This window comes from Rheinheimera tangshanensis, assembly GCF_014645135.1.
Classification (GTDB): Bacteria; Pseudomonadota; Gammaproteobacteria; order Enterobacterales; family Alteromonadaceae; genus Pararheinheimera; species Pararheinheimera tangshanensis.
Map to the genome: position 1 here is coordinate 104637 of NZ_BMLH01000006.1, position 23788 is coordinate 128424.

The 23788-nt window shown below is 46.0% G+C and carries 21 protein-coding genes and 1 tRNA gene; 10 read left to right on the plus strand and 12 right to left on the minus strand.

The window, feature by feature from the left end; genetic code table 11:
• Window positions 1-144 precede the first annotated feature (144 nt).
• Both IEW88_RS12460 and IEW88_RS12465 read right to left on the minus strand, forming a co-directional pair.
• On the minus strand, window positions 145-1023 hold the full coding sequence (locus IEW88_RS12460) for an EamA family transporter (protein WP_147904241.1): 879 nt from the start codon (window positions 1021-1023) through the stop codon (window positions 145-147).
• Between the two features lie 72 nt (window positions 1024-1095).
• Window positions 1096-2058 (minus strand): LysR family transcriptional regulator, encoded by a 963-nt coding sequence (locus IEW88_RS12465; protein ID WP_147904242.1) that lies wholly within the window; start codon window positions 2056-2058, stop codon window positions 1096-1098.
• A gap of 96 nt (window positions 2059-2154) precedes the next feature.
• On the opposite strand from IEW88_RS12465, the gene IEW88_RS12470 reads away from it, so the two are divergent.
• The 4 genes from IEW88_RS12470 to IEW88_RS12485 all read left to right on the plus strand — a co-directional run bounded on the left by IEW88_RS12470 (window position 2155) and on the right by IEW88_RS12485 (window position 4536).
• Entirely contained in the window at window positions 2155-3090 is a 936-nt protein-coding gene (locus IEW88_RS12470) for a sodium-dependent bicarbonate transport family permease (protein WP_053423481.1), read from the plus strand.
• Window positions 3091-3180: 90 nt separating this feature from the next.
• Window positions 3181-3257: transfer RNA gene (locus IEW88_RS12475), tRNA-Pro, on the plus strand.
• Between the two features lie 217 nt (window positions 3258-3474).
• Window positions 3475-3708, plus strand: a complete 234-nt coding sequence (locus IEW88_RS12480) for a hypothetical protein (RefSeq protein ID WP_147904243.1) — start codon at window positions 3475-3477, stop codon at window positions 3706-3708.
• A 498-nt stretch (window positions 3709-4206) separates the two neighbouring features.
• A complete protein-coding gene (locus tag IEW88_RS12485) occupies window positions 4207-4536 on the plus strand; it encodes a hypothetical protein (protein WP_147904244.1) in 330 nt (109 codons plus the stop codon).
• Between the two features lie 42 nt (window positions 4537-4578).
• Here IEW88_RS12485 and IEW88_RS12490 read toward each other — a convergent pair whose 3' ends face one another.
• Window positions 4579-5211, minus strand: coding sequence for a hypothetical protein (locus IEW88_RS12490; protein WP_147904245.1), 633 nt, complete (start codon window positions 5209-5211; stop codon window positions 4579-4581).
• Between the two features lie 372 nt (window positions 5212-5583).
• Here IEW88_RS12490 and IEW88_RS12495 point away from each other — a divergent pair, with 372 nt between their 5' ends.
• The gene (locus IEW88_RS12495) at window positions 5584-7425 is read left to right on the plus strand and encodes an ABC transporter ATP-binding protein (protein WP_147904246.1); all 1842 of its coding nucleotides are present in this window, start codon (window positions 5584-5586) and stop codon (window positions 7423-7425) included.
• Between the two features lie 58 nt (window positions 7426-7483).
• On the opposite strand, the gene IEW88_RS12500 is transcribed toward IEW88_RS12495, so the two are convergent.
• The 6 genes from IEW88_RS12500 to apbC form a co-directional block, all read right to left on the minus strand.
• The gene (locus IEW88_RS12500; protein ID WP_147904247.1) at window positions 7484-8059 is read right to left on the minus strand and encodes a glutathione S-transferase family protein; all 576 of its coding nucleotides are present in this window, start codon (window positions 8057-8059) and stop codon (window positions 7484-7486) included.
• Window positions 8060-8132: 73 nt separating this feature from the next.
• Complete coding sequence (gene blaPER / locus IEW88_RS12505) at window positions 8133-9059, minus strand: PER family extended-spectrum class A beta-lactamase (protein ID WP_147904248.1); 927 nt, start codon at window positions 9057-9059, stop codon at window positions 8133-8135.
• 79 nt (window positions 9060-9138) lie between these two features.
• Complete coding sequence (locus IEW88_RS12510) at window positions 9139-10713, minus strand: DUF3300 domain-containing protein (RefSeq protein WP_147904249.1); 1575 nt, start codon at window positions 10711-10713, stop codon at window positions 9139-9141.
• A gap of 168 nt (window positions 10714-10881) precedes the next feature.
• Window positions 10882-11766 (minus strand): DMT family transporter, encoded by an 885-nt coding sequence (locus IEW88_RS12515; protein ID WP_147904250.1) that lies wholly within the window; start codon window positions 11764-11766, stop codon window positions 10882-10884.
• A gap of 293 nt (window positions 11767-12059) precedes the next feature.
• Window positions 12060-12650, minus strand: a complete 591-nt coding sequence (dcd, locus tag IEW88_RS12520) for a dCTP deaminase (protein ID WP_053423470.1) — start codon at window positions 12648-12650, stop codon at window positions 12060-12062.
• A gap of 2 nt (window positions 12651-12652) precedes the next feature.
• On the minus strand, window positions 12653-13744 hold the full coding sequence (gene apbC, locus IEW88_RS12525; RefSeq protein WP_147904251.1) for an iron-sulfur cluster carrier protein ApbC: 1092 nt from the start codon (window positions 13742-13744) through the stop codon (window positions 12653-12655).
• 166 nt (window positions 13745-13910) lie between these two features.
• On the opposite strand from apbC, the gene metG reads away from it, so the two are divergent.
• Both metG and IEW88_RS12535 read left to right on the plus strand, forming a co-directional pair.
• On the plus strand, window positions 13911-15971 hold the full coding sequence (gene metG, locus IEW88_RS12530; protein ID WP_147904252.1) for a methionine--tRNA ligase: 2061 nt from the start codon (window positions 13911-13913) through the stop codon (window positions 15969-15971).
• Window positions 15972-16033: 62 nt separating this feature from the next.
• On the plus strand, window positions 16034-17440 hold the full coding sequence (locus IEW88_RS12535) for an MFS transporter (protein ID WP_147904253.1): 1407 nt from the start codon (window positions 16034-16036) through the stop codon (window positions 17438-17440).
• A 38-nt stretch (window positions 17441-17478) separates the two neighbouring features.
• On the opposite strand, the gene IEW88_RS12540 is transcribed toward IEW88_RS12535, so the two are convergent.
• On the minus strand, window positions 17479-18489 hold the full coding sequence (locus IEW88_RS12540) for an NAD(P)H-quinone oxidoreductase (RefSeq protein ID WP_229670467.1): 1011 nt from the start codon (window positions 18487-18489) through the stop codon (window positions 17479-17481).
• A gap of 98 nt (window positions 18490-18587) precedes the next feature.
• On the opposite strand from IEW88_RS12540, the gene IEW88_RS12545 reads away from it, so the two are divergent.
• Window positions 18588-19778 carry a class I SAM-dependent rRNA methyltransferase gene (locus IEW88_RS12545; RefSeq protein ID WP_147904254.1) on the plus strand — a complete coding sequence of 397 codons (1191 nt, stop codon included), beginning with the start codon at window positions 18588-18590 and terminating at the stop codon, window positions 19776-19778.
• Between the two features lie 53 nt (window positions 19779-19831).
• Window positions 19832-20407: a YceI family protein gene (locus IEW88_RS12550; RefSeq protein ID WP_147904255.1), complete on the plus strand. Its 576-nt coding sequence runs from the start codon at window positions 19832-19834 to the stop codon at window positions 20405-20407.
• Between the two features lie 50 nt (window positions 20408-20457).
• Here the strand turns inward: IEW88_RS12550 and IEW88_RS12555 are convergent, their stop codons facing one another.
• A complete protein-coding gene (locus IEW88_RS12555; protein WP_147904256.1) occupies window positions 20458-21342 on the minus strand; it encodes a hypothetical protein in 885 nt (294 codons plus the stop codon).
• A 477-nt stretch (window positions 21343-21819) separates the two neighbouring features.
• On the opposite strand from IEW88_RS12555, the gene IEW88_RS12560 reads away from it, so the two are divergent.
• A complete protein-coding gene (locus tag IEW88_RS12560) occupies window positions 21820-22398 on the plus strand; it encodes a lysozyme inhibitor LprI family protein (protein ID WP_147904257.1) in 579 nt (192 codons plus the stop codon).
• Here IEW88_RS12560 and IEW88_RS12565 read toward each other — a convergent pair.
• Entirely contained in the window at window positions 22391-23764 is a 1374-nt protein-coding gene (locus tag IEW88_RS12565) for a sensor domain-containing diguanylate cyclase (protein WP_147904258.1), read from the minus strand. The genes IEW88_RS12560 and IEW88_RS12565 overlap by 8 nt on opposite strands.
• Between the last annotated feature and the right edge of the window lie 24 nt (window positions 23765-23788).

Here is a 23788-nt window from a genome sequence, read left to right on the forward strand (position 1 = left end):
TCCTGTCAGTTCTTGTTGTTGTTTGAGGATCTGCATCCTGCCCCCGGAATTGCTTCGCTTCTCCATCAAAGCACTACAAGATTAACTCAGATTTATGACAAACCGCTTAAATAAAAAACATTTTATTTACCTATCAACTCAAAACTAAGCCCACATCACCAGCACTGCCGCAAGCACGATCAGAGTCAACCCCAGCAGGTCCTGACGTTTGAGTTTTTCTTTGAGTACCAAAACGGAAATCAGCAGTGTAAATAACACTTCCACCTGCCCCAGCGTTTTAACATAAGCCACAGCCTGTAAACTCATCGCGGTAAACCAACCTAAAGAGCCCAAACAACTAGTGAAACTGGTGGCTAACGTCAGTTGTGGCCTTTGCCATAACTTCACTAAGGTCGTTTTGTCGTTCAGCGCAAGATAAACTAACAACACTATGGTTTGAGTGGTGATCACAAAAAACAGCACCCAGGCCGCTGCAGGTAAAAATGGCAAGCCCAGAGTCAGGCTGGCCTCTCGGACCCACAAGGATGTCAATGCAAAGGCCAAACCACTGCCTAAACCTAAGGCCAGAGTTTTGACTGATAACGATTGAATACTGGTGGCTCCTGTTAATAAAAACACAGCTATGCCACCAATAAAAACTCCAACCCAGCCTAAAGGGCTGATGTAAGTACCAAAAAACATCACACCTACAATAGCAGCCAGAATAGCCTCGCTTTTGGCAAGACCCACCCCTATTGCATAGTTTTTTAACCGAAACAACACCACCATCAAGGCAGTAGCCAGAATTTGCATAGCAGAAGCAGCTAGCACGTAAAACACAAACCAGAGGCTAAACTGTGGAATGGCATAATCCTGCCATTGGTAAAGTCCGAGTAAATACAAAAGCGCTAAAGGCCCGGCGTAAATGAAGCGGGCTAAGGTCACGCCCATCACAGGCACATCTTTGCTTAGTTGTTTTTGTAGCGCATTGCGCATCGCCTGCATAAATGCAGCCAGCAATGTAAAAGGGATCCATAAAGACATACAGACTTCCAAAACTCATAAAACAAAATGATGCCTTGCTAAGAGCCGCAAGGCAAAGTTTTTACCCGCTGTTTAGCTAAAATACTGATCTAACGCCGCAATATCCTCCACCACCCACTGAGCTTCAATACAATCTGTCAGATGCTGTGCAATAAACTGCACCAGACGCCTGGCTGAAGCACTTAACCTTTTGTCTTTTCTCGCCACCAGATACCAATGGCTATTCAAGGGAAAGCCTTTTACTTTCAGTATTTTAAATTGGTCATTACTTTGCGCCAAAGTGTAAGTGGATAACACTGCCAGCCCCAGACCACTGGCAACGCTAAGTCGGATAGCTTCATTGCTTTCAATTTGCATCGTCTTTGACAGCTCAACCCCCTGGCTGCTCAACCAGGATTCAAACTGCATACGAGTGGCCGAACCCGGTTCCCGCATTAAAAATCGCTCATTTTTTAACTGAGCAAAATCAAGCTCCCCACCTTGTTCACAATAACGAGTCGCCCAATGATCCGCAGGCGCCAGCAGTTGCAGCGGGTTTTTTATAATACGACAGGCCTGAACCTGCTCGCCGCTGGGTGGCTGACTAAACAGATACAAGTCATCATCCTGATGAGCAAACCGGTTTAAAATATGAGCTCTGTTGCCAACATTTAATGTCACATCAATTTTGGGATTCATTTTGTCAAAAGCTCCCAGGATAGTCGGCATGACATATTTTGCGGTAGTCACTATGCCTAAGCTTAAAGTACCACTGCGTCCACCTTTGGCTTCTTCTAATAAGGCGGAAAAGTCATCAAAACGACTAAGCACATCAGACGCCGCCTGAAATAATGCATCGCCAACATAAGTGGTGTGCACTTTACCTTCACGGTATTCGAGCAGAGGCTGTCCCACTTCGTCTGCTAATTTTTTTAGCTGTAAGGACACTGTAGGCTGAGTTAAATGCAACAGCCGCGCAGCCGCAGAGACTGAAGCTAAACGCACCACCTGCACATACACCTGCAATAATCTAAAACTTAAATGCCGCACATCCATAGATAATCATCAATACCAAAGTTGCAAACAATTAATTATCCAATATACCCAAAGACAGGCAGAATCGCCACCCAATAACAGCTACGGAGTAAAGTCATGCCTGATATTGTGATCGCATTTTTCGCCTTTGGCCTGCTGGCAGGTTTATTAAAGTCAGATTTAAAAGTTCCTCAGTCCATTTACGAAACCTTATCCATCCTGCTGATGCTGGTCCTGGGGCTCAAAGGCGGCTTGGCTTTGCATGGGCAGGCCCATAGCGGCATGATCCCGGATCTGTTAGCCGTTGCGGCTTTAGGTTTGATAATTCCGCTGCTGGCTTATCCAGTATTACGTTACCTGATCAAACTCACTAACTCAGATAGCGTAAGTATTGCAGCTCACTATGGCTCCGTCAGCGCCGGTACCTTTGCGGTTGTTTTGGCTTATGCCGAAAAATCAGGTTTGCCACTGCTCCCCGAAACTACCCTCTATTTAGTGATGCTGGAACTCCCTGCCATCGTTATTATGCTGGGCTTATATGGTGCGCTTAAAGGCCAGGGCAATCAGGCTCATATCTGGCGAGAAGCCCTAACCAGTCGCGGTGTGCTGTTATTAGGTGGTGGTGTTCTGATAGGTTATTTATATGGACCTGAAGGGCTGGAGCCTTTAGCTCCTGCACTGATTGGTGGTTTTAAAACTATGCTGGCGCTGTTTTTGCTGGAAATGGGGCTGTGCACAGCGAAGGTCTGTAACCCATTGCCGATTAAACATTGGCGCTTGATGCTGTTTGCCGCCTTGGCTCCATTTGCCCTGGGCGCTTTAGGTCTGGCTTTTGGTTTACTGTTGGATTTACCTCAAGGCTCATTACTGGTTTTAACTACATTAGCAGCCAGTGCATCTTACATAGCAGCACCAGCTGCGGTGCGCGCCAGTATCCCGGATGCCAATATAGGTCTGGCAATGCTGGCCTCATTAGGTATTACTTTTCCGGTCAACGTGCTGCTGGCCATCCCCGTCTATCAACATTGGGTCGAACTGGCGCTTGGAAACTAAGCTGATACAGGCCAAAGCGAACAAAAAAAACGCAGTCAAACCAGCGGGCATTGCATTTATAAGTTAAAGCAGTAGTATAAGGCCCAACGTCGGTACGTAGCGCAGCTTGGTAGCGCACTTCGCTGGGGGTGAAGGGGTCGGAGGTTCAAATCCTCTCGTACCGACCATTTAATTAACCTGCTTTTAGAGCAGGTTTTTTTATGTCCATAAAAAGACGGTATGTTGAAAATGCAGGGGGCTATTTTCGAGGATTCAACAATTCATATCGCCCATCCAGCTGTCTGAGCGCTATTAATTCTTTTGTGTTGTAAAAATTATTGGATTTTTTATAAACAGTTCGTGTACATTTGTTTTCTGATTTAGTGACAATGGTAAGGAACAGTTATGCAAATCAACTTAAATACTCCGGGCACAGCGGCTACATCAACAACACAAACTGTTGCTCCTGCTGCTCAGGCTAAAACCACCACTACAACAGCACCCTCTACTGCAGACACTGTCACCTTATCTGCTGAAGCAAAGGCGAAGCTGGCTGCAGAGCAGCAGCAAGGATCTAAAGCAATAAATCCAACACTGACTACATTAGGTGGTGGCTGGGGTAATGAACCACCAAAATAAGAGGTAGTTTGTGGGGACATTTATTACAACTCTTGCTGAGTACTTGTGGGTGTTGTGCATAGGATCTCTACTGCTGTCCTTAGTCTGGTCGGCCAGTAAATCTGCACGAATAACCATATTGATACTCACTTTATCGGGATTAGCTCAAGACAGGATTGCTCCTTTGCTGATGGGGATATCTGAAACATCTCCTGAGCTCGCTCGCTTACTTTGGTATCCAAGTTGGGTGATATGTCAAACACTGACGCTTGGTATCATCTGGGTTATTCACAGAAAATTCGTATGGGCGGTTGAACAAATCACTCAATTCATTTGTTTAAGCATCTTGATGCACTCTGTTCTGCAGGTAGCGAGATTCACAGACAGAGTCATATTTGGCACTGATCTATTGGGTGGTATATACAAATATGGAATACCAGCTATCAATATCGCAGCAATTTTAGCGATATTTTTATGGTCCATATCAGGAGCCGTCAAGCACAGAAAGGAACTTCAGGAATGCTGACTTTTGTTATGTCTGCAGTTACGTTTGGCTTTTTACTGTTAAGTCTGTTTTTCTACAAGAAGTTGATTGGAATGTCAGATGCTTTAAACATTATCGAAAAGCAGGTGGCCGCAGATATGGAGATCCGGGCGCATAGATTATGCCTGCTTGCATACGAAGCGCAACGGTTCGGTAACTCTGTGGATAGACGTGCTTTGGATGAAGAGTTTAAAGATTTTTTGCACCTGTACATTGAAGACTACCAAGCAGAAGTCGCAAAAAAGATCAGGGAACATAAGCTCAGCGAGATTTCTGCCTACGGATTTATTAAATTAGATAAGTAGTCATAACAACAAAGCTGTGGACAAGATCTGTCTTGTCTTATTTTAAATGCCCCCCCACTGCTTCTCATAGTGATACACGCCAGCTTTGGCCATATTTCGATTTGGTTGAAGCTGCTTGTTAAGAAAATTCTGAATATCTTGTTGCACCTGATGCACAGTATCCAGTAAGTGGGCTAAAGCAAACTCCTCAGCATGAAACACAAAGGTTTTACTGGCAGGTTCAAGCCAGCAAAACATGGCTTCATTATCCATCCAGGTGATCACCTGATTAAAACCGGTTAAATGATGCGCTTGATAACGACGCAGTGCAGTATTATCCCGCACTGAATGATCCAGCTCATCTGCATGACGCCATAACGCCTCATTCCGCAGTGGATGGTTTAGATCAGGCAGGTTTATTTCACTGCGCAGCGCCATGGCTCTGTGACACAAATCCAGCCCCAGTTCTCCGCAACACTTGGCGGGCCAGAAAATCCGGGATAATTGATAGCTATGGATCAGAATTAAATGCACGGCATCGTACATATCTTCACAAGCCCGACGCTGACAATCCCAATCTTCAGACCAGTCATGTAATTGTTTGATGGCTCTGTCCAGTTGCTGACCAGCCTCAACGACTAACTCAGCTTGCAGTTCTGCCTGCTTCATGTAGACCAGTAATTCTTTGGCATCCATTTCAACACTCCTGTAAGACGAGACAACACCCTGATTCGGGTACTCTGTATTTTCAGTGTAGAAAGCAAAAAGTCCTTTGCAAGCTGACAAAACAGAAGCTAAGTTATAGATTTTCCAGTTATTACCTATTAATGGTCCTCAAATAAATCTAAGCTGCTGAGTTCACGTGATATAGCATCTTTTGGATTTTTCAGATTTTTTTTGTATTTATTTTCAACAACCTGCTGTTCTGTTCAGCAAAAAAGCAAATCACAAGCCATAGGTAATCAAATAAGATGGCCGCTCAAAACCGAGCTTTCATCAAATAGTTACATCTGTTTTTTAAACTTTGACGTACAATAATCGCCTTTTTCGTTGCTGCTGAGGAATTTTATGCTGGGCTTTTTTGAACGCTTAACCAACCCTTTCCCTGATAAAGAGCCAACTCAGCCACCTCAAGGCCTGTTTGCATTTTGTTTGCATTACAGTCAAGGCATGGTGTTGCCTCTGATCCTGATGTCTATTGCGACAGCCTTACTGGCTGCCTTAGAGGTATCTTTATTCGGTTATATGGGACAATTAGTCGATTGGCTGGTAACGAAGAATCCGGCAACCTTCTGGCAGGAAGAGCAGGATACCTTGATCACTATGGCCATAGTGATGTTGTTGGTGTTGCCTGGTTTGGTATTTTTCCACTCAGCCCTGATCCACCAGACCATATTGGGTAACTACCCTATGTCAATCCGCTGGCTGGCGCATCGCTATTTACTGAAACAAAGTTTAGGTTTCTACCAGAATGAATTCGCTGGTCGCATCGCCACTAAAGTGATGCAAACGGCTTTGGCTGTGCGGGAAACTGCCACCAAACTGCTGGATGTCATGGTGTATGTGGTGGTGTATTTTGGCTCTATGTTGTATCTGATCGCCGATGCAGATTGGCGTCTCGTGCTGCCGATGATTGCCTGGTTAGTCATTTACACCGGCTTGCAGTTTTATTTTGTGCCACGGCTGAAACAAGTTGCAACAGAACAAGCCGATGCCCGTTCAGAAATGACGGGTCGTATTGTCGACAGCTACACCAATATCAGCACTATTAAGCTGTTTTCACACACGGCTCGTGAGTCAGAATACGCCCGCGATAGCATGCAGCTGTTCTTGGTACCTGTTTACAGACAAATGCGACTGGCTACCTGGCTCAATATTTGTGTGCAGGGTCTGAACTATCTGTTGGTGTTCTCTATTGCCACGTTGGCGATATGGCTTTGGTCTGTGAATGCGGTCACCGTAGGCTCTATTGCCATCGCAGTCAGTCTGGCACTGCGTTTAAATGGTATGTCACAGTGGATCATGTGGGAAGTCAGTGCACTGTTTGAAAACATAGGTACTGTGGCTGATGGTATTGCTACCTTGTCTCAGCCTCAGCAAATCATCGACACCGCTGATGCGAAGCCGCTTGAAGTGCCACAAGGTCAGATTGAGTTTAAGCAACTGAACTTTAACTACGGCAAAGCAGCAGGTGAACATGGCCCTGTGATTGATGGTCTGGACTTGTCGATTAAACCCGGTGAAAAAGTAGGTTTAGTCGGCCGTTCTGGTGCGGGTAAATCCACCTTGGTGAACTTACTGCTGCGTTTTTATGATGTCAATTCAGGCAAGATTTTAATAGACGGTCAGGACATCAAAACCGTATCCCAGGAAAGCCTTCGCGCTCACATCGCTATGGTGACCCAAGATACCTCCTTACTACACCGCACTGTGCGGGAAAATATTTTATATGGTCGTCCTGGCGCTACCGAAGCGGAAATGATCGAAGCAGCCCGTTTAGCCGAAGCCGATGCTTTTATTCAGGAGCTTACCGACCCTAAAGGCAACAGTGGCTACGACGCTCAGGTGGGCGAACGTGGAGTCAAACTTTCTGGTGGTCAACGTCAACGTATTGCAATAGCACGGGTTTTACTGAAAAACGCCCCTATTCTGATTTTGGATGAAGCCACCTCAGCGCTGGACTCTGAAGTAGAATCAGCTATTCAGCAAAGTCTGACCCAGTTAATGATAGGCAAAACAGTTATAGCCATTGCACACCGTTTATCTACCATAGCAGCTATGGACAGGCTGATCGTTCTGGATCAAGGTCGTATTGTGGAGCAAGGCAGTCATCAGGAACTGATCGCCAAAGGCGGTATTTACGCTCAATTATGGGCGCATCAAACCGGCGGTTTTATTGGTGTGGAATAAAAATTTGGGGTCAGATCACATTGTTAACAGTTAACAATGTGATCTGACCCCATTTTTATTAGCTCAAACGCGGGTCGGTTTCAGCCACCATCGGCTGGTTTAAATGCTCATTTCTGAACTGTAATAATACAGGGAAGGGTTTTAAGTCGACTAAATCGCGGAACAATATCCAGTCGATTAAAGTGAACAGACTGATACTAGGATAGTCCCAGTGCCCAAAATGCCCTGCCCTGATTTGTTGCTCAAGTGCCTCTAGCGTCGCCTGAATTCGCTCATGCTGCAGATTAAAAAACAATTTGTCTTCAGTCACGTCAAAACCTGAGCGCTTACAAAGCAGTAATTCAACCAACGAGTCTGTACAGGCATTAATAGTGGTCAGGCCGTTTTCCTGATCCCAGCTCAATGGTATTAATTTCAGTTTCGAAGCCAAATAACGATAAATTACGCCTGAATCAAAAATAACCTGCTCTCCATCCACTAACACTGGCACTTTGCGTGCCGGATTATGTTGTACCAACACTGAACGGCCTTCAGACTCAAAAATATTAAGCGCTACAAACTGATAAGGTTGCCCTGCCAGTACTAAACGTAAACGACGAACAAAAGGGGAAGCCACTGAACCTAATAACTGCATAACCTACTCCAATTTCAGATCATGACTTTAGTGTACAACCAGAGCCAGCGGCTTAGATAGTGCTGATAGTCAGTTAATTTGGGCTCAGAGCAGAAAGCTTTTTCAATTCAAACTGGTACGCAGCCTGAGCAACTTGCGCAATGATAGCTTCATTGGTTCGGGTTGACTCGGCTGAGTCTTTTACAAAAACTGCAACCAGCAACGACCGTCCATCAGGCAACAGAATGATACCTATATCATTAGTGGCCGCAGTTTTTCCGGCTTTGATACCCGAATAACCAGTTTTATGTGCGACCACAGTATCTGCTGGTAACAAGCCTTTTAACCGCTCTGGTCCTGTGGTGGTTTCGACCATCCACTTCCATAGCAAAGCCTGCGAGGATGCAGACAGCTGTGTTTTTTGCTCAAACTTTTTCAGGATCTCTGCGGCCCCCTTCATCGAGGTCCAGTTTTGATACTGCACCTGATCATCGGCGTGCATCTGCGCTTCATTTGCGACCACAGCGGTCTCCTTTATACCCATAGACTGGATATAGTCATGCAAAGCAGCTGGTCCACCAACCAGTTCAAATAACAAATCACAGGCCACGTTATCGCTGTGCGAGAGCGAGTATTGCAGCAGTTGCTGCACTGGAACACTAAACTCGTCTCCCTGATACGCTTTCATTATCGGAGCCCAGGTATTCTGTAAAACCTTAGCCCTGTTTACGATAACGGTCTGATTTAAATCCAACTTTCCCTGATCAACCTGATGCAGTACCAACATAGCTAAATGCAATTTAAATACACTTTGCATTGGGAATTTTTCAAAAGGATTAATCAGTAAAGGTTCCAGATCGTCAGGCCCCCACACTGCAACGCCTACAGTGGCTTTTTTTCCAATGACTATGGATTCAATTTGCTCTTTTAACAGTGGGGATTGCGCTGAGACTTTGAATGGACTAAATGCCACCATCAGTAGCGTCGAAGCAGTAACTACAGCTTTTATAATGACATTCATTCGTCTGTCCTTGTGATAAGTAGAGATGAATTATACAAAAGGCAGCCAACGCTGCCTTTTTTAAGTCTGATAAAGACTATTATTCGATTTGCCGACGACCTTCACCACCACGCATCTCCCTGCTTTGCGACCGAGGCTGCTCCATCCTGGGTTGCTGTACCCTTGGTTGTTGATAACTACGCTCTACTCTGGGCGACTCAACGCGAGGCTGTTGATAGCTGCGTTCGATACGCGGCTGTTCAACACGGGGCTGCTGATAGCTTCGTTCGATACGCGGCTGTTCAACACGAGGTTGCTGATAGCTTCGTTCAATTTTAGGTTGCTCAAATCTGGGCTGTTCAATGCGAGGCGTCTGGTAACTCCGCTCTGGTCGCACCGTATCCACTCGTGGTTGTTGCACAGGACGCTCAAATTTCGCTTGTTCAGTCCTTTGGGTCTGGTAAGTGCGTTGAGGGCGGATCATTTCTGCTCCTGGTTGCCTTACGATACGGTCTGGCTCGAGTTCCTGACGCTTGTTATTTTTCAGCTCCTGACGCAACAGCTGCTGCCTGTCCTTCAACTCGCGGGAATTTGTCGGCTCCACCTGAGCGCGTGGACCTTCTTCTTTCGCACGACGCATCAGGTCATCGCCTTTTTTATTGCGTTCAAATTGACGGTCTTTTTCTGCAAAGCGCTGCTCTTTCTGAGTATTCACTTTTCGATCTGGAGCATAACCTTTGTTTTCGCGAGTCTGGGCGGCCCATTCTCTTTGCTGTTCTCTATTCTGATAACTGCGCTGACCACTGAACTCACGTGTTGGCTGATAACCCGCGTGGTAGCTCACACCACGCCTGTGGTGCGGGTTATGACGCCAATGATGAGAATTCTTATGGTGAATAATCTGATGACTGCGATAGTAGTAAGGTTCGCGCCAATGATGGTGATGATCGATCACCACAATCTGACGACGTGGCCAGTGGAAACTGCTGAAATAAAAACCAGGGGCGATCTGAATACCCACACCCCAGGAAAATCCGCGATGTACGGCATAACCTACTGGGACATGCCAGTAAACAGGTTGATAACTGCGCCACCACCAGGGTCCGTACACGACGTAAGGGTCGTAATAAGGAATATAAACAACTTGCGGAGAGGCAGGTTCAATGATGATAGTTTTTTCTTGCCTGACCACTTTAATATGTTCTTGCTTATCCAGATTACCTGAAGCATAAGCTTTATTACGCAAAGTCTGGATACTGGTCATCACTTGCGCTTCCTGACCTAAAAAGGCGTCGCCTAAGCGCTGAGTCCAGTCAATATCGTCGCTCATACGTTCCAGCAACTGCGGGAAAGGCACCAAAGCTTTTACGCTTGGGTCCCAATCTTCGTCTTCAACTTCCTCCAACGCTTGTTCAGCACTGTAGTTTGGGTGTTCTTCCACCCACCTATTGGCTTTAATGATTTCCAGCGGGTAAGTCGAGGCAATCAGCACATGCGACAATACTGTATCCGGGTACAAAGCAATGGGTGCAAGCATAGCGTCCAGCTCAGCCTGACTAAAACTTTGCACAGTGCTACCGGCACTGGCGGTTTGTTGTGCTGCTACTGGGGCAACCAACAAGGCTGGGAATAAAGCCACTGAAAGCAAAGGTAAGCATTTCATCAGGGCACGCATTGTAAGCTCCTGCCACTTTTGTGGCCGCTAAAACCCGGATCTAAAGGTAAAAGTGTCGCGAGATCCGACGCCACACTCTAAAAATTTCATCGACTGATGGATTTATCACCAGCTTGCATCAGTTTATAGCAAGTATTGTCTGAACAGCTTCTGAATACTGGCTACAGTTTAGGCTTTGACTTTAAAAAGCGCTGAAGGTTTAAAACCTGTGACTAACGAAGTGCCCGTAATGACCACAGCCACCCCAACAAAAGTATGCCAGCCTAAAACCTCGTTTAAAAACACATGACCCCAAAATACGCCAAAGACTGGAATTAAAAAGGTCACAGTTAATGCAGGCGTTGCCCCCTCGTCCTGAACTAAACGGAAATAGAGCAAATAAGCTACACCTGTACAAAGTACACCCAGAGCCAGAACTGCAGCAGCTACATTCAGACTGATATCCGTTTGTACCGGCATAAACAACATCACAGGAGCCAGCATCAGGGTTGAGGTCCACATACTGCCGTGAGCATTGGTGTAAGGCGCGACCGATTTTGCTAAACGTGTGTAATGAGTAGCGATGCCATAACAAAAAGCAGCGCCTGCCGCACAACACACGGCCACTAAAGCTCCGGGTTCCAGCACTACAGGGTCAAAACCCACCAATATGGCTACACCACTGATGCCAAGCACTAAGCCTGTTGCAATTCGTAAAGTTAAAGCTTGCCGGAACACCATGATACCTATCAAAGCCCCCCAGATAGGCGCTGTGGCATTGACTACAGATAAAACTGACGCTGTTAAAGTTTGCGCTGCATAGGCAAATAACAAAAACGGTAAAGCTGAGTTAAAAAAGCCGAGGATAAAAAAATGCTTCCAATTATTTTTTAAATCCAATTGATGCTTTTTCAACAACCAGCCCATCAACCCCAGAAACAACGCCGCAAACAACACCCGGCCCGTCATTAAGGCTGCAGGCCCTAAACTGCCAACAGCAATACGCATAAACAAAAACGATGAGCCCCAGATAGCAGCCAAGCTAAAAAGACGGATAAAACTGGCAGCTTGCATTAAAAACTCCTGTACGCAATCAAATCTGAGGTTGCTGTTTGAATTAGCCTGACAACTCTTTGGATAAATTCTGTTTTTTTTAACTAAATATTCAGTGAATGCGACAGGAATTGCTAAAAAAATGAAAAAATCTAAAAAAGCCGGGTTGCGAAGCTATGCAAATATATTGCATAATTACCCCGCTTCATTTTTGCTTTATTGCTTCAGCCCATACCACTTTTGTATGGGCTTTTTCATTTCTGCGGCGATTGACGCCGTTAACAACGCCACAGCTTCAAATACGAAGCAGTTTTTTAGCTCTGATCATCCTGGCTGATACGGCTTGCCACCGCACCTGTTTGCTGTTGGTATTTCGCATCAACTCTTTTGTTGTATGGCCGCGCCGCTTCACCTGTCATAGTTTCAAAATTCAGCGCACCAATTTTCATATTGGGTCTAAGTGCCAGCGGTAAACGACCACTGTTGTAAAACTCCAGCACTATATTGCCAGACCAACCCGGATCGATACGGTGTGCCGTTACATGCACCATTAAACCCAAACGGGCTAATGAAGAACGGCCATCCAACCAACCTACGATATCAGCAGGCAAAGTGACGGATTCAAGCGTAATAGCCAACGCCAGTTCGCCTGGGTGCAGGAAAAAGGCTTCGTCATCTGTCAGTACAATTTCATCGCTCATCACTGAATTCAGCGCTAAATCCACTTCTTCACGTGGGCCACTTAAATCAATAAAAGGTGCAGCATAGGCACGAAAAGTACGGAATTTATGGCCTAAACGAATATCCACGCTGACACCGCTGATCATATCCGGTGTTGGCCGTGGCGTAATTTGGATCTTGCCTGCTTCGATGTAGGCTTCAATGTCGCGGTCACACAATCTCATGGTTAATCATCCGTAAAAATAATGTCGGGTTGCTGCGCTTGCTGATGTTGGGAGTTCCAATATAAAGCAAAGCTCAGTTGTCGTGCTATAGCCCGGTAAAAACCAGTACCGCTTTCGGCTGGGTTCAGCACTAAAGGCGTTCCGGCATCACAGGACTGGCGTATTTGTTTTTGTAAGGGTAACTGCCCCAGCACTGGTACCTGATAACGTTCAGCTAATTCTAAGCCGCCATTGGTACCAAAAATATCGTCGATTTCGCCGCAGTGGCTGCACTGATAAAAACTCATGTTCTCTACCAGTCCAAGTACAGGAATATTCACGCTGCGAAACATAGAAATGGCTTTTTGTGCATCAGCCAAGGCCACATCCTGCGGTGTTGTGACTATTAAAGCTCCGGTCACCGGCAGTTTTTGCGACATAGTGAGCTGAATATCGCCTGTGCCAGGTGGCATATCGACAATTAAATAATCTAAATCCGGCCACAAAGTTTCGTTTAATAGCTGCAGCAACGCCTGACTGGCCATAGGGCCACGCCAGACCGAGGCTTGTTCCGGGTCGACTAAAAAGCCGATCGACTGCAGATAAATGCCAGCAGCTTGTTTAGGCAATAAATGCTTATCGTCCGGTGACTCCGCTTTGGCATTTTTTAAACCCAACATAGTCGGAATAGACGGGCCATAAATATCCGCATCCAAAAGCCCCGTTTTAGCGCCTTCTAAGCCTAATGCCACCGCCAGATTGACCGCAGTGGTGCTTTTACCCACACCACCTTTGCCAGACGCCACCAAAATCACTTGTTTGATAGTGCGGTAGGCAGGTTCTGCGGCGTTTTCGCTTCGAAGTTCCAGAGTCAGATTTGGCTGCACCTGCTGCAGTACAGGTAATAATTCATCAGCCAAAGAGGACCATGGGAACTTCAGCGTTAAGCTCAGGCTATTTTGTTTGCTGTTAAAACTGGCCTGCTGGATCAAGCTATCCAGCGGCATAGGAAATTCACTGCTTTGAAATTCAGCCAAAGTTTTGGCTAAGAGTTCTGGCATGCCATCGGCTGAAGATGACTGTTCTGCCGCTTTTTTAAACCATTTAAACCACATCGTCTCACTCAATTTGTGTTGCTGAACGGGTTCAATTCCTGTGAACTGTCTTTTGCGCCCACTTTACCAGCTTTTCAGCGTTTTGCTGCTGTTGAACTGGTGCGCTTTAACGCGCGCTATTGTATCATTAAGCCACTTTTTTCAGTGATATATCTATGAGTTATCGATGACACAACGCAAAATTTTGATCACCAGTGCTTTACCTTATGCCAATGGCCCCATTCACTTAGGTCATATGCTGGAATATATTCAGACTGATATCTGGTCCCGTTTCCAAAAAGCCCGTGGTCATCAGTGTTATTACGTCTGCGCCGACGATGCTCATGGCACCCCTATTATGCTCAAAGCTCAGCAACTGGGGATCACACCAGAGCAGATGATTGCGCAAACCTCGCAAGAACATCAGGCAGACTTTGCTGAATTTTTAATAGGTTTTGATAACTATCACAGCACGCACAGCGAAGAAAACAAGCAGTTTGCCAGCGATATCTATACCAAGCTGGACCAGGGTGGTTATATCAAACGCAAAACCATCAGCCAGTTGTTTGACCCTGAAAAACAAATGTTCCTGCCGGACCGTTTTGTCAAAGGTGACTGCCCTAAATGTGGTGCTTTGGATCAAAACGGCGACAGCTGCGATTCATGCGGCGCAACCTACAGTCCAACTGAACTGAAGAACCCACGTTCAGTGGTGTCAGGCGCTACGCCTGTGCTCAAAGACAGCGAACACTATTTCTTCGACCTGCCCGCTTTTGAGCAAATGCTAAAAGACTGGACCCGCAGTGGTTCATTGCAGGACGAAATGGCGAACAAACTGCAGGAATGGTTTACTGAAGGCCTGCAGCAATGGGATATCAGCCGCGACGCACCTTATTTTGGTTTTGAAATTCCAGGCGCGCCAGGCAAGTTTTTCTACGTCTGGTTAGACGCACCGATCGGCTACTTAGCCAGCTTTAAAAACTACTGTGATAAAACCGGCGTGAACTTTGATCAGTTCTGGCAAAAAGACTCAGACGCTGAGATTTACCACTTTATCGGCAAAGACATTATCTATTTCCACAGCTTGTTCTGGCCAGCTATGTTAGATGGCGCGGGTTACCGTAAACCTACTTCTGTCTATGCGCACGGTTTTGTTACTGTCAACGGCGCCAAAATGTCCAAGTCTCGTGGCACCTTTATCAAAGCCCGTACTTATCTGGAACATTTAAACCCGGAGTATCTGCGTTATTACTTTGCGTCTAAGCTCACCAGCAACATCACTGATTTAGACTTAAATCTGGAAGACTTTGCGCAAAAAGTGAATGCAGACTTAGTAGGTAAAGTGGTGAATATCGCCAGCCGCTGCGCCAGCTTTATCAGCAAAAAATTCGATGGCAAGTTAACAGCAGACATTGCCGAACCTGCTTTATTAGCTGAATTTACGGCTGCAGGCGAAACCATTGCCGAAAGCTTTGAGAAACGTGAATTTGCCCGTGCTATCCGCGAAATTATGGCGCTGGCCGATAAAGCCAACCAGTATATAGATGCCAAAGCGCCTTGGGTGCTGGCAAAAAATGAAGCGACCTTAACCGAAGCGCATTTAGTCTGTTCTATGGGTATTAACCTGTTCCGCGTACTGATGCATTACTTAAAACCAGTGCTGCCGGCTATGGCCAAAGAAGTGGAACTGTTTTTAAACGACGAATTAAGCTGGTCGACTTATCAGACCGCTTTAACCAATCACAGCATCAACGTATTTAAGCCTCTGATGCAACGCGTCGAAATGACCAAGGTAGAAGCTATGATCGAAGGCTCAAAAGAAAACTTACAACCTACAGCTGCTGTTGCTGCACCAAAAGCCGCGGAAACAAAAGCAGCTCCTGCGGCTGTATCTTCAGACGCCGCTATTGAGCCTATTGGTGAAACCATCAGCATTGATGACTTTGCTAAGCTGGATTTACGGGTTGCCCGTATTATCAACGCTGAACATGTCGAAGGCGCTGACAAGCTGGTGAAACTGCAACTGGATTTAGGCAATGAGCAACGTCAGGTGTTTGCTGGTATTAAATCCGCGTATCAGCCAGAGCAGTTAATTGGCCGTCTGACGGTGATGGTGGCGAACTTAGCGCCACGTAAAATGCGTTTTGGCATGTCCGAAGGTATGGTGATGGCCGCAGGCCCTGGTGGCAGTGATATTTTCCTGTTAACACCAGATGATGGTGCTACGCCAGGTATGAGAGTGAAGTAAAAATACGGGCGGGTCCGATGTAAATCTCCCGCCCTTTTTCGTAGCCGTTTGCAGGAAGCTTTATGTCTAACATTCTGCGTTCGTTTTCTTCGTTGTATTTTGCCACTTTATTGATGGTACTCGCCTCTGGGGTACTGACCACCTATTTAGGTTTGCGCCTTGCCGCAGACTCTGCCGCACAAATCTGGATAGGCGGCATGATGTCGGCTTATTATCTGGGTTTGGTGGCTGGTTCAAAAGTTGGACACCGTTTAATAGCCAGGGTCGGTCATATCCGTGCTTTTGTCGCCAGTGCCGGCATCACCACAGCCAGTGCTTTGGGCCATGCCTTAATAGACGATTTAGCCATCTGGCTGGTGCTGCGTCTGATGGTGGGTATGGGCATGATGTGCATGTATATGGTGCTGGAAAGCTGGCTGAATGAGCAAGCTGACAGCAAAAACCGCGGCACAGTCTTTGCCAGTTATATGATTGTCTCGTATTTAGGCTTAGTGCTGGGCCAATTGGCCATTAGCTTAAACCCGGAATTAACCCTAAAACCTCTGCTGATTGTCGCTATGTGCTTTGCGCTTTGTATTGTGCCTCTGGCCTTAACCCGCCGTATTCACCCTGCGCCTTTACAACCAGCACCACTTAAAATCAAACTGTTTTGGCAAAAAGTGCCACAGTCACTAACCACCATTGCGATGGCTGGTGTCATAGTTGGCTCTTTTTATGGTCTGGCCCCAGCTTATATCGCCCATAGCGGCGCCAGTACAGAACAAGTAGCAGCTTATATGGCCACTACTGTGATTGCAGGCTTATTAGCGCAGTGGCCTATGGGTCGTTTGTCCGACAAAATTCGTCGCAGCCGTTTAATTCGTATCAATACAGTGCTGCTCGGTGGCGTGGTGCTTTGTATTGCCATCTTGCCTTTAAGTGGCATTTTTGCGCTTATCTTCACTTTTGCTTTTGGCATTCTGGCTTTTACCTTGTACCCACTGGCCACAGCGCTGGCGAATCAGAATGTCGAGCAAGAACATAGAGTGGCTTTATCCGCTACTATTTTGCTGACCTTTGGTATGGGTGCTTGTATAGGACCGTTAATTGCCTCAGCCTTTATGCAATTGGTCGGCAACAGTATGTTGTATGGGTTTATGGCGCTTTGTACCTTGCTGCTGTTTTTACGTTTAACTCAGGTTAATTATCAGCAAAAACAACAGGATAAAGAAGTGTCGCAAGATTATGTGATGGCATCCGGCGATTTAGTGTCTTCGCCTTTAGCCGCGGCTTTAGATCCTCGGGTGGACGAACAAATGGTGCAAGAGCAAATGGTGCATCCACATCATCCGGATGCCGACCTGCCTACAGCGGATCAAGAGCTAAGCAGTATGGATGTGGAACCAGAAGCTGCTGTAAACACTGAAACTGTTGAAGCTGTGGATGAAGCAGATAAACACCAAATATCAGATCACAACAAACCGGCTTAAGCCGGTTTGTTGTTTTTAAAGCATGACAGACGAAGAAATCAAAACAGAGTGAGCACCAGTTTTCCTACCACAGCATTCGAAGCCAATAACTGATGCGCCCGCTCCGCTTCAGCCCAGTCGATACTCTGCGCCAGTACAGCTTTTATTTTTCCTTCAGCCAAAGCCATTCCAAACTGCTGATTAAAATCACTGATTAACGCCGCTTTGTAGCCGTCAGTTCGATTTCGAAGTGTGGAGCATAAAAGCTGGCCGCGTTTTTTCAGCATCAGGCCTAAATCCAGCTCTGGTGTCATACGGCCACCGAGCATAGAAAGCACGACAATCTGGCCATCCAGTGCCAACAGCTGAATATCTTTGGTTATATAGTCCCCCGCTACAGGATCGATAATTAAATCAAAGCCTTGAGGGCGCGCTGCTTTTAATTCAGTAACAAAATCCTGAGTTTTATAATTGACAGCCACATCAGCGCCTAAGGCTAAACACGCTTTGGCTTTGTCATCTGAACCTACAGTGACAGCAACAAAACAACCCAAAGCTTTACCTAACTGAATAGCTGCAGTACCAACACCACTGGCTCCGGCATGCACTAACAAGGCCCCTTGATCCGGTAAACTCCCGACAACACGCATCGCCTGAAATGCAGTTAAAAACACCTCCGCACAGGCTGCCGCTTCGCTCATGCCTAAAGACGCAGGTTTTTTGATTAAATGCTCAGCTGGCAACGCCACATACTGCGCATAACCACCACCAGGCACTAAACCAAAAACAGCCTCGCCTAGCCATTCTGATGACACATCTGCAGCCACAGCCACTACAGTGCCAGCGACCTCTAAACCTAATATATCCGACTCCCCTGCTGGTGGCGGATAAAGTCCGGAGCGCTGCAATAAGTCAGCTCTGTTGACGCCGGCAGCTGCGACTTTCAGCAACACCTGCCCGGCTTTTAACGCTGGGACAGCCACTGTGGTTTGCTGCAACTGGCTTTGATTACCTGGGTTAATCACCTCAATAGCGATCATCTGATTGGGTACAACATAGTTTTGCGTCACGTTAGCCGATCCTTTTCTTTGTTTTGCACTAGTTTTGCTTTAGCTTTTGCGCGCTCTTCACTAAAATAGCGCCCCTTGCCCATCTACAGAGTTGACCTATGTCTCACAGTATCATTTTACAACCCGAACGCGAAAAATCCTTAAGACGCCGCCACCCTTGGGTATTTTCTAAAGCGGTGCTGCAGGTCAAAGGCAAACCAGTGTCGGGCGAAACTGTAGACGTACTGACCCACGATGGCAAATGGTTGTGTCGTGGAGCTTATTCAGCTGACTCGCAAATTCGGGTACGCGCCTGGACTTTTAATGAAAAAGAGCAAATTGATCAGGCCTTTTTCACCCGCCGTATTCAGCGCGCCTGGTCTGTGCGCCAGGATATGTACGATTTAAACCACACCAATGGTTTACGTGTTGTGGCGGCTGAATCTGATGGTTTACCAGGTGTCACTATCGATTTATATGCCGATGTGCTGGTGTGTCAGCTGTTGTCTGCCGGCGCCGATGCCAACCGCGAGTTGATTGTCGAAGCCTTAAAGCAAATCTTCCCTGACTACAGTATTTTTGAGCGTTCAGATGTGGATGTGCGGAAAAAAGAAGGCTTAAAACCTGTCACTGGCTGGTTGCATTTACCACGCGATAGCGGCGAAGTAGTGATTTTAGAAAACGGCATGAAAATTCTGGTGGACGTGGTCAATGGTCACAAAACAGGTTTTTATCTGGACCAACGTGATTCACGTGCTGCTGCAGGTCGCTTAGCCAAAGGCAAGACCGTACTGAACTGCTTTAGCTACACCGGCACTTTTGCGCTGTCCTGCTTACAAGGTGGTGCGGCCCATGTCACCAACGTCGATATGTCGGATTTAGCCTTAAAAACCGCAGAACGCAATTTAGCCTTAAATAACATTGAACTGGACAAGTCCAACAACGTCAAACAGGACGTATTTAAGTTGCTGCGCGAATACAAAGAGCAAGGCAAGTTGTTTGACATGGTGATTTTAGACCCACCAAAATTTGCCGACAGCAAAGCCCAGTTAATGCAAGCCGCCCGCGGTTATAAAGATATCAATCGTGTCGCTATGCAGTTGGTCAAACCAGGTGGTTTATTACTGACCTTCAGCTGCTCTGGCTTAATGGAAGACATGCTGTTTCAGAAAATAGTGGCCGACGCTGCACTGGATGCGAACAAAGATTGCTTGTTTATCGAGAAACTCAGTCAGTCCAGCGACCACCCCATTGCCAGCTTCTACCCTGAAGGTCATTATCTGAAAGGTTTAGTTTGTAAGGTATTTTAAAAGGTATTCTAAGCAGAGGCGCTAGCCTTTGCCCATCCACTAAGGAGTGTTCGATGACGATGAAAAAATTAGCTTTAGTAGTAGCCGCAGCCTTAAGTTTTTCTGCCGCCGCCGACTGGTCTGTCAAAAGCTCGCAATCCAGCCTGAATTTTGTTTCGGTAAAAAATGAAGTAGTGGCTGAAACCCACAGCTTTAAAGACTTAACAGGCAGCTTAACTGAAGCAGGTGATTTTGCAGTGGCTATTCCAGCCATGAGTATTGACACTATGATTCCAATTCGTAACGAACGTATTCTGGAACACGTGTTAGCCGCCAAACAATACGCCACGATCAATGCCAAAGGCAAAGTCGACAGCAAAGTTCTGGCAGGTTTAAAAACCGGTGACAGCGTGGTTGTTGATCAAGCCTTAGATTTAACCTTACTGACGAAAACCCAAAGCCTGACGGCCAAAGTAAAAGTGACCAAAGTGTCAGACAGCCAATTGGTAGTTACTACTGTTGCGCCCATTATGCTGGACGTAAACAAGTTTGAATTAAACGCTGGCGTAGAAAAACTACGTGAACTGGCAGGCCTGAAATCCATCAGCCCACTGGTCCCCACCACTTTTAGTCTGGTGCTGGTGAAGTAGGTTTTTGGATTAGTTTGATTTGTAAAACAGCCACCTTTTCGGTGGCTTTTTTATGATGTCGCAATAATTCTGTGTCGAAATTTAGCATCGCAACAAACTAATATTAATGCGGCTAGATTGGGTAAATTACTGTCGTTAGCGACCCCTGCAAAGACATCGGGATTGTTTTCAAACGCTATTGGCGTTAACTTCAACTTTCTGTGTTCCAAAAAGAATTGATAATTGAAGTTTGTATATGCCAGAACTTCAGACAGCAATAAACAAAGGTTACGAAGAGCCGCTAGTTTTATTCGTGGGTTCTCTGAATTATTTTTGAGGTCAGATTCAACTTTCTTTATTAGTTTGCATGAAATCTCTGCAACTTTTAGACGCGTAATGTTCGATACCTTTTTCGTCGATAAATCAGGCTGAAGACTTTCGAGCATTTCTTTAATGTCATAATCCGGAATGTCTCCACTCCAATCGATTAGTTTATTTAAATCCAACTCTCCAATAGCTTCAAGTACAACGCTACTAACCTCGACCAAAAGTGGATGATGGTATTTCTCACCGATGTATCCAGTTCTAGATAAATACTCTGTCGAGTCTATTCTTATCTGGCGAGAAAGTACTGATATTCTGGTCTTATGCCTTAAACATTGCCTCTCGGTTAGTATTTCCTTTAATTGGTTTAAATTCTCTCGTACATTGAATTGAAGCCTCTCTTGATATCGATTTTCTAAGTCTCGTCTTTTATCCAAGATAAGCCAAATTAGCGTACCCGCAGTTGCGATACTACCGATAAGCTGACCAGACTCCGACATCTTCTTCCATAAATCTATTTTGGGGAATAGTAGGTGCACATATTTATATAACCCTATGAACAAGACCATCAAAATAGACAATGAAAATAGTGCAAATATTGCTCGCCAAATCCTTTGAATCCAAATATTCATACTACTTCCCTATTGAGAACAAATAAAAATCAGAAGGCTGAGTCCTTAGTTTTACTAAAAAAACACTAATGACATGTTCCAAAAATACAATAGCCAGAACTAGGCTGTAAAGCCAAAAGGCTCAACTTACAAATAAGACCAACTACAGCCCCCACCCCCTTAGCCGCAAGCCGTTCAAAAATGGGTGGCCAAGGTTTTAAGACGAGGAGTGTTTGAGCGAGGAGCGTTAGCGACGAACGAGTTGCCGAGTCGCCTTGGACGCACGTTTTTGAGCGGGCTTTCGCAGCGGCCAGGGTCGCCTTTTCTTTGCGCCACTTTCTTTTGGCGACGCAAAAGAAAGCGGCTCGCCAACGGCGAAAGCGTTTAAATAAGTCATCTCAAAAGATGAGCTAGGTTCATGAATTATTCTACAAGCCACCTTGAAATTCCTCACTTTCCCTGACACTGTTAACACAACAAATTCAAAAGGATAGGAATATGAAACTTTTACTTATCATAACCACCCTACTCGCCACATCCCAACTTCAGGCGGCCTCAGCAGACAGCCAAATCAATTGCCAGGCCAAAGACTTAGGTACTGTTGATCAACTAATTTGTTCAGACCAGAAGCTACTTAAACAGGATCAGCAGCTGGCAGAGGTGTATCAGCAGGCGTTGCTAAAAGCCGCTAATGAAAAACCACCTTTGTTAAAAGCTGAACAGCGTGGTTGGGTAAAAGGGAAAGCCGATTGCTGGAAAGAAGATGATAAGAAAGCTTGTGCTTCAACGCTTTATATCCAGCGTATTGCCGAGTTACAGGCGCGTTATGAACTGATGCCGGCCAGTAAAAAACTTCTGCTTAGCTGTGACAATAATCCTGCTAATGAAATCTCACTACGTTATTACCCAACCACACCAGCCACGCTGATTGCGGATTATGGTGATCAGGTCTCTTTAATGTATCAACAGCCAGACCAGAGTTATGTCGGAAGAAATGAAAAGCTATCGGAGCAAAACGGTATTTTTACTGTGCAATGGGGTTATGGTGCGGCTTTATTAAGCTGTGTTGCTAACTAGCAGCTCGCTCATTTGCAGCCTTCACACAATTGCGGCCTGCGGCTTTGGCCTGATACAAGGCTTTATCCGCGGCTATCAACAAACTTTGCGCCGTATCCTCATTATGCTGCAAGCTCGCCAACCCTATACTGGCGGTTACACTCAAAACCTGCCCTTGGTGCTCAAACCGGGCGTCCTGAATATGAAGGCGTAGTTGCTCTGCCACCTTAAAGCCCCCCTCTGTAGTGGTATAAGGTAATACCACCACAAACTCTTCACCACCAAAACGGGCGACAAAATCGGCGGGCCTGTGCAGAGTCTGCTGTAACTGCTTTGCCACCTCAATCAAACATTGATCACCTGTTACATGGCCGTAGCGGTCATTAAAGGCTTTAAAGTGGTCAACATCTAACACCAGTAGACATAAAGGCTCGTTGTATCTTTTGGCATGGTCGATATGCACAGCCAGCTGCGATTCCAGATAACGACGGTTAAAAAGACCAGTTAAGGTATCCCTGACACTTTGCTGATAGAGTTGTTCATTTGCTCTTTGTGTACTGATATAAAGCCTGTTGACTTCCCATAGCAAGGCGCCAAGCAACACCATTGACGATACACAACTGCTGATCCTGGCCGCATACCACCCCAGGCTAAAACGAGCGCCGGCAAATAAGGTTAGGGTGACATCAATTAAGCTAGCCAGTAGCGCAACACTTAACCAGATATAAAGCACATTATTACAGCGGGCGCGCATCAACATGACACACAAAGCTAATGCATTCATTCCCCAGACTAGCAAGGCATAAGGACTGTGGAGCAACTGCTGATAACTATTACTTGCGATCAGTGCAGGCAATAAATGACTGCCCCAGGTGGCAAATAAAGCCAGACTCAGGCTCAGACATAATGGAACCAGAACAAAAGCAAACAACCAGAATTTCAGGTCGGTATAATTCACCTGCTCCGTTTTGATAAAACGCTCTGCAAAGCAGGCTAGCAACATCAGAGCAGGAAATAACCCGTGCCAAAACACCCAAATCCAGACCGCACTTTGTGGGCCTGCATTCAACAAGCCTGTTGGTGTAAAAACACCAGGGAACACCAACAGCTGAACTATCACCAAAGGAATTAACGACAAATAGGCGGCTGCGACAAATCCGGGGAATACGTTTCTGCGTGTGGCAAACTGCGACAATAATAAATAAGCCGTAATACCTTCGAGTAATATGACTGCTGTGCCATAAGCAGGTAAAAAAGGCGCTATAGCCGGCAAGGTAAAGCTAAGAAAAGGAAATACAGCGGCTGCTACCAGCACTAAAAGTGTCGAAACTAAATAAGCAGCACGTCGATGGGCTTGTTGCGATATAACGGGAGCAATGTCTGACACAACAAGCTACAACCTTAAAAGAGA

What these genes read in the sequence shown, in the direction of transcription:
- IEW88_RS12535 (WP_147904253.1), top strand. Translation starts at nt 16,034, where the DNA reads ATGTCTAACATTCTGCGTTCGTTTTCTTCGTTGTATTTTGCCACTTTA.
- IEW88_RS12500 (WP_147904247.1), bottom strand. Translation starts at nt 8,059, where the DNA reads ATGCAGTTATTAGGTTCAGTGGCTTCCCCTTTTGTTCGTCGTTTACGT.
- IEW88_RS12510 (WP_147904249.1), bottom strand. Translation starts at nt 10,713, where the DNA reads ATGCGTGCCCTGATGAAATGCTTACCTTTGCTTTCAGTGGCTTTATTC.
- IEW88_RS12545 (WP_147904254.1), top strand. Translation starts at nt 18,588, where the DNA reads ATGTCTCACAGTATCATTTTACAACCCGAACGCGAAAAATCCTTAAGA.
- apbC (WP_147904251.1), bottom strand. Translation starts at nt 13,744, where the DNA reads ATGTGGTTTAAATGGTTTAAAAAAGCGGCAGAACAGTCATCTTCAGCC.
- IEW88_RS12485 (WP_147904244.1), top strand. Translation starts at nt 4,207, where the DNA reads ATGCTGACTTTTGTTATGTCTGCAGTTACGTTTGGCTTTTTACTGTTA.
- IEW88_RS12515 (WP_147904250.1), bottom strand. Translation starts at nt 11,766, where the DNA reads ATGCAAGCTGCCAGTTTTATCCGTCTTTTTAGCTTGGCTGCTATCTGG.
- blaPER (WP_147904248.1), bottom strand. Translation starts at nt 9,059, where the DNA reads ATGAATGTCATTATAAAAGCTGTAGTTACTGCTTCGACGCTACTGATG.
- IEW88_RS12560 (WP_147904257.1), top strand. Translation starts at nt 21,820, where the DNA reads ATGAAACTTTTACTTATCATAACCACCCTACTCGCCACATCCCAACTT.
- IEW88_RS12495 (WP_147904246.1), top strand. Translation starts at nt 5,584, where the DNA reads ATGCTGGGCTTTTTTGAACGCTTAACCAACCCTTTCCCTGATAAAGAG.
- metG (WP_147904252.1), top strand. Translation starts at nt 13,911, where the DNA reads ATGACACAACGCAAAATTTTGATCACCAGTGCTTTACCTTATGCCAAT.
- IEW88_RS12550 (WP_147904255.1), top strand. Translation starts at nt 19,832, where the DNA reads ATGACGATGAAAAAATTAGCTTTAGTAGTAGCCGCAGCCTTAAGTTTT.
- IEW88_RS12470 (WP_053423481.1), top strand. Translation starts at nt 2,155, where the DNA reads ATGCCTGATATTGTGATCGCATTTTTCGCCTTTGGCCTGCTGGCAGGT.
- IEW88_RS12490 (WP_147904245.1), bottom strand. Translation starts at nt 5,211, where the DNA reads ATGGATGCCAAAGAATTACTGGTCTACATGAAGCAGGCAGAACTGCAA.
- IEW88_RS12460 (WP_147904241.1), bottom strand. Translation starts at nt 1,023, where the DNA reads ATGTCTTTATGGATCCCTTTTACATTGCTGGCTGCATTTATGCAGGCG.
- IEW88_RS12465 (WP_147904242.1), bottom strand. Translation starts at nt 2,058, where the DNA reads ATGGATGTGCGGCATTTAAGTTTTAGATTATTGCAGGTGTATGTGCAG.
- dcd (WP_053423470.1), bottom strand. Translation starts at nt 12,650, where the DNA reads ATGAGATTGTGTGACCGCGACATTGAAGCCTACATCGAAGCAGGCAAG.
- IEW88_RS12555 (WP_147904256.1), bottom strand. Translation starts at nt 21,342, where the DNA reads ATGAATATTTGGATTCAAAGGATTTGGCGAGCAATATTTGCACTATTT.
- IEW88_RS12480 (WP_147904243.1), top strand. Translation starts at nt 3,475, where the DNA reads ATGCAAATCAACTTAAATACTCCGGGCACAGCGGCTACATCAACAACA.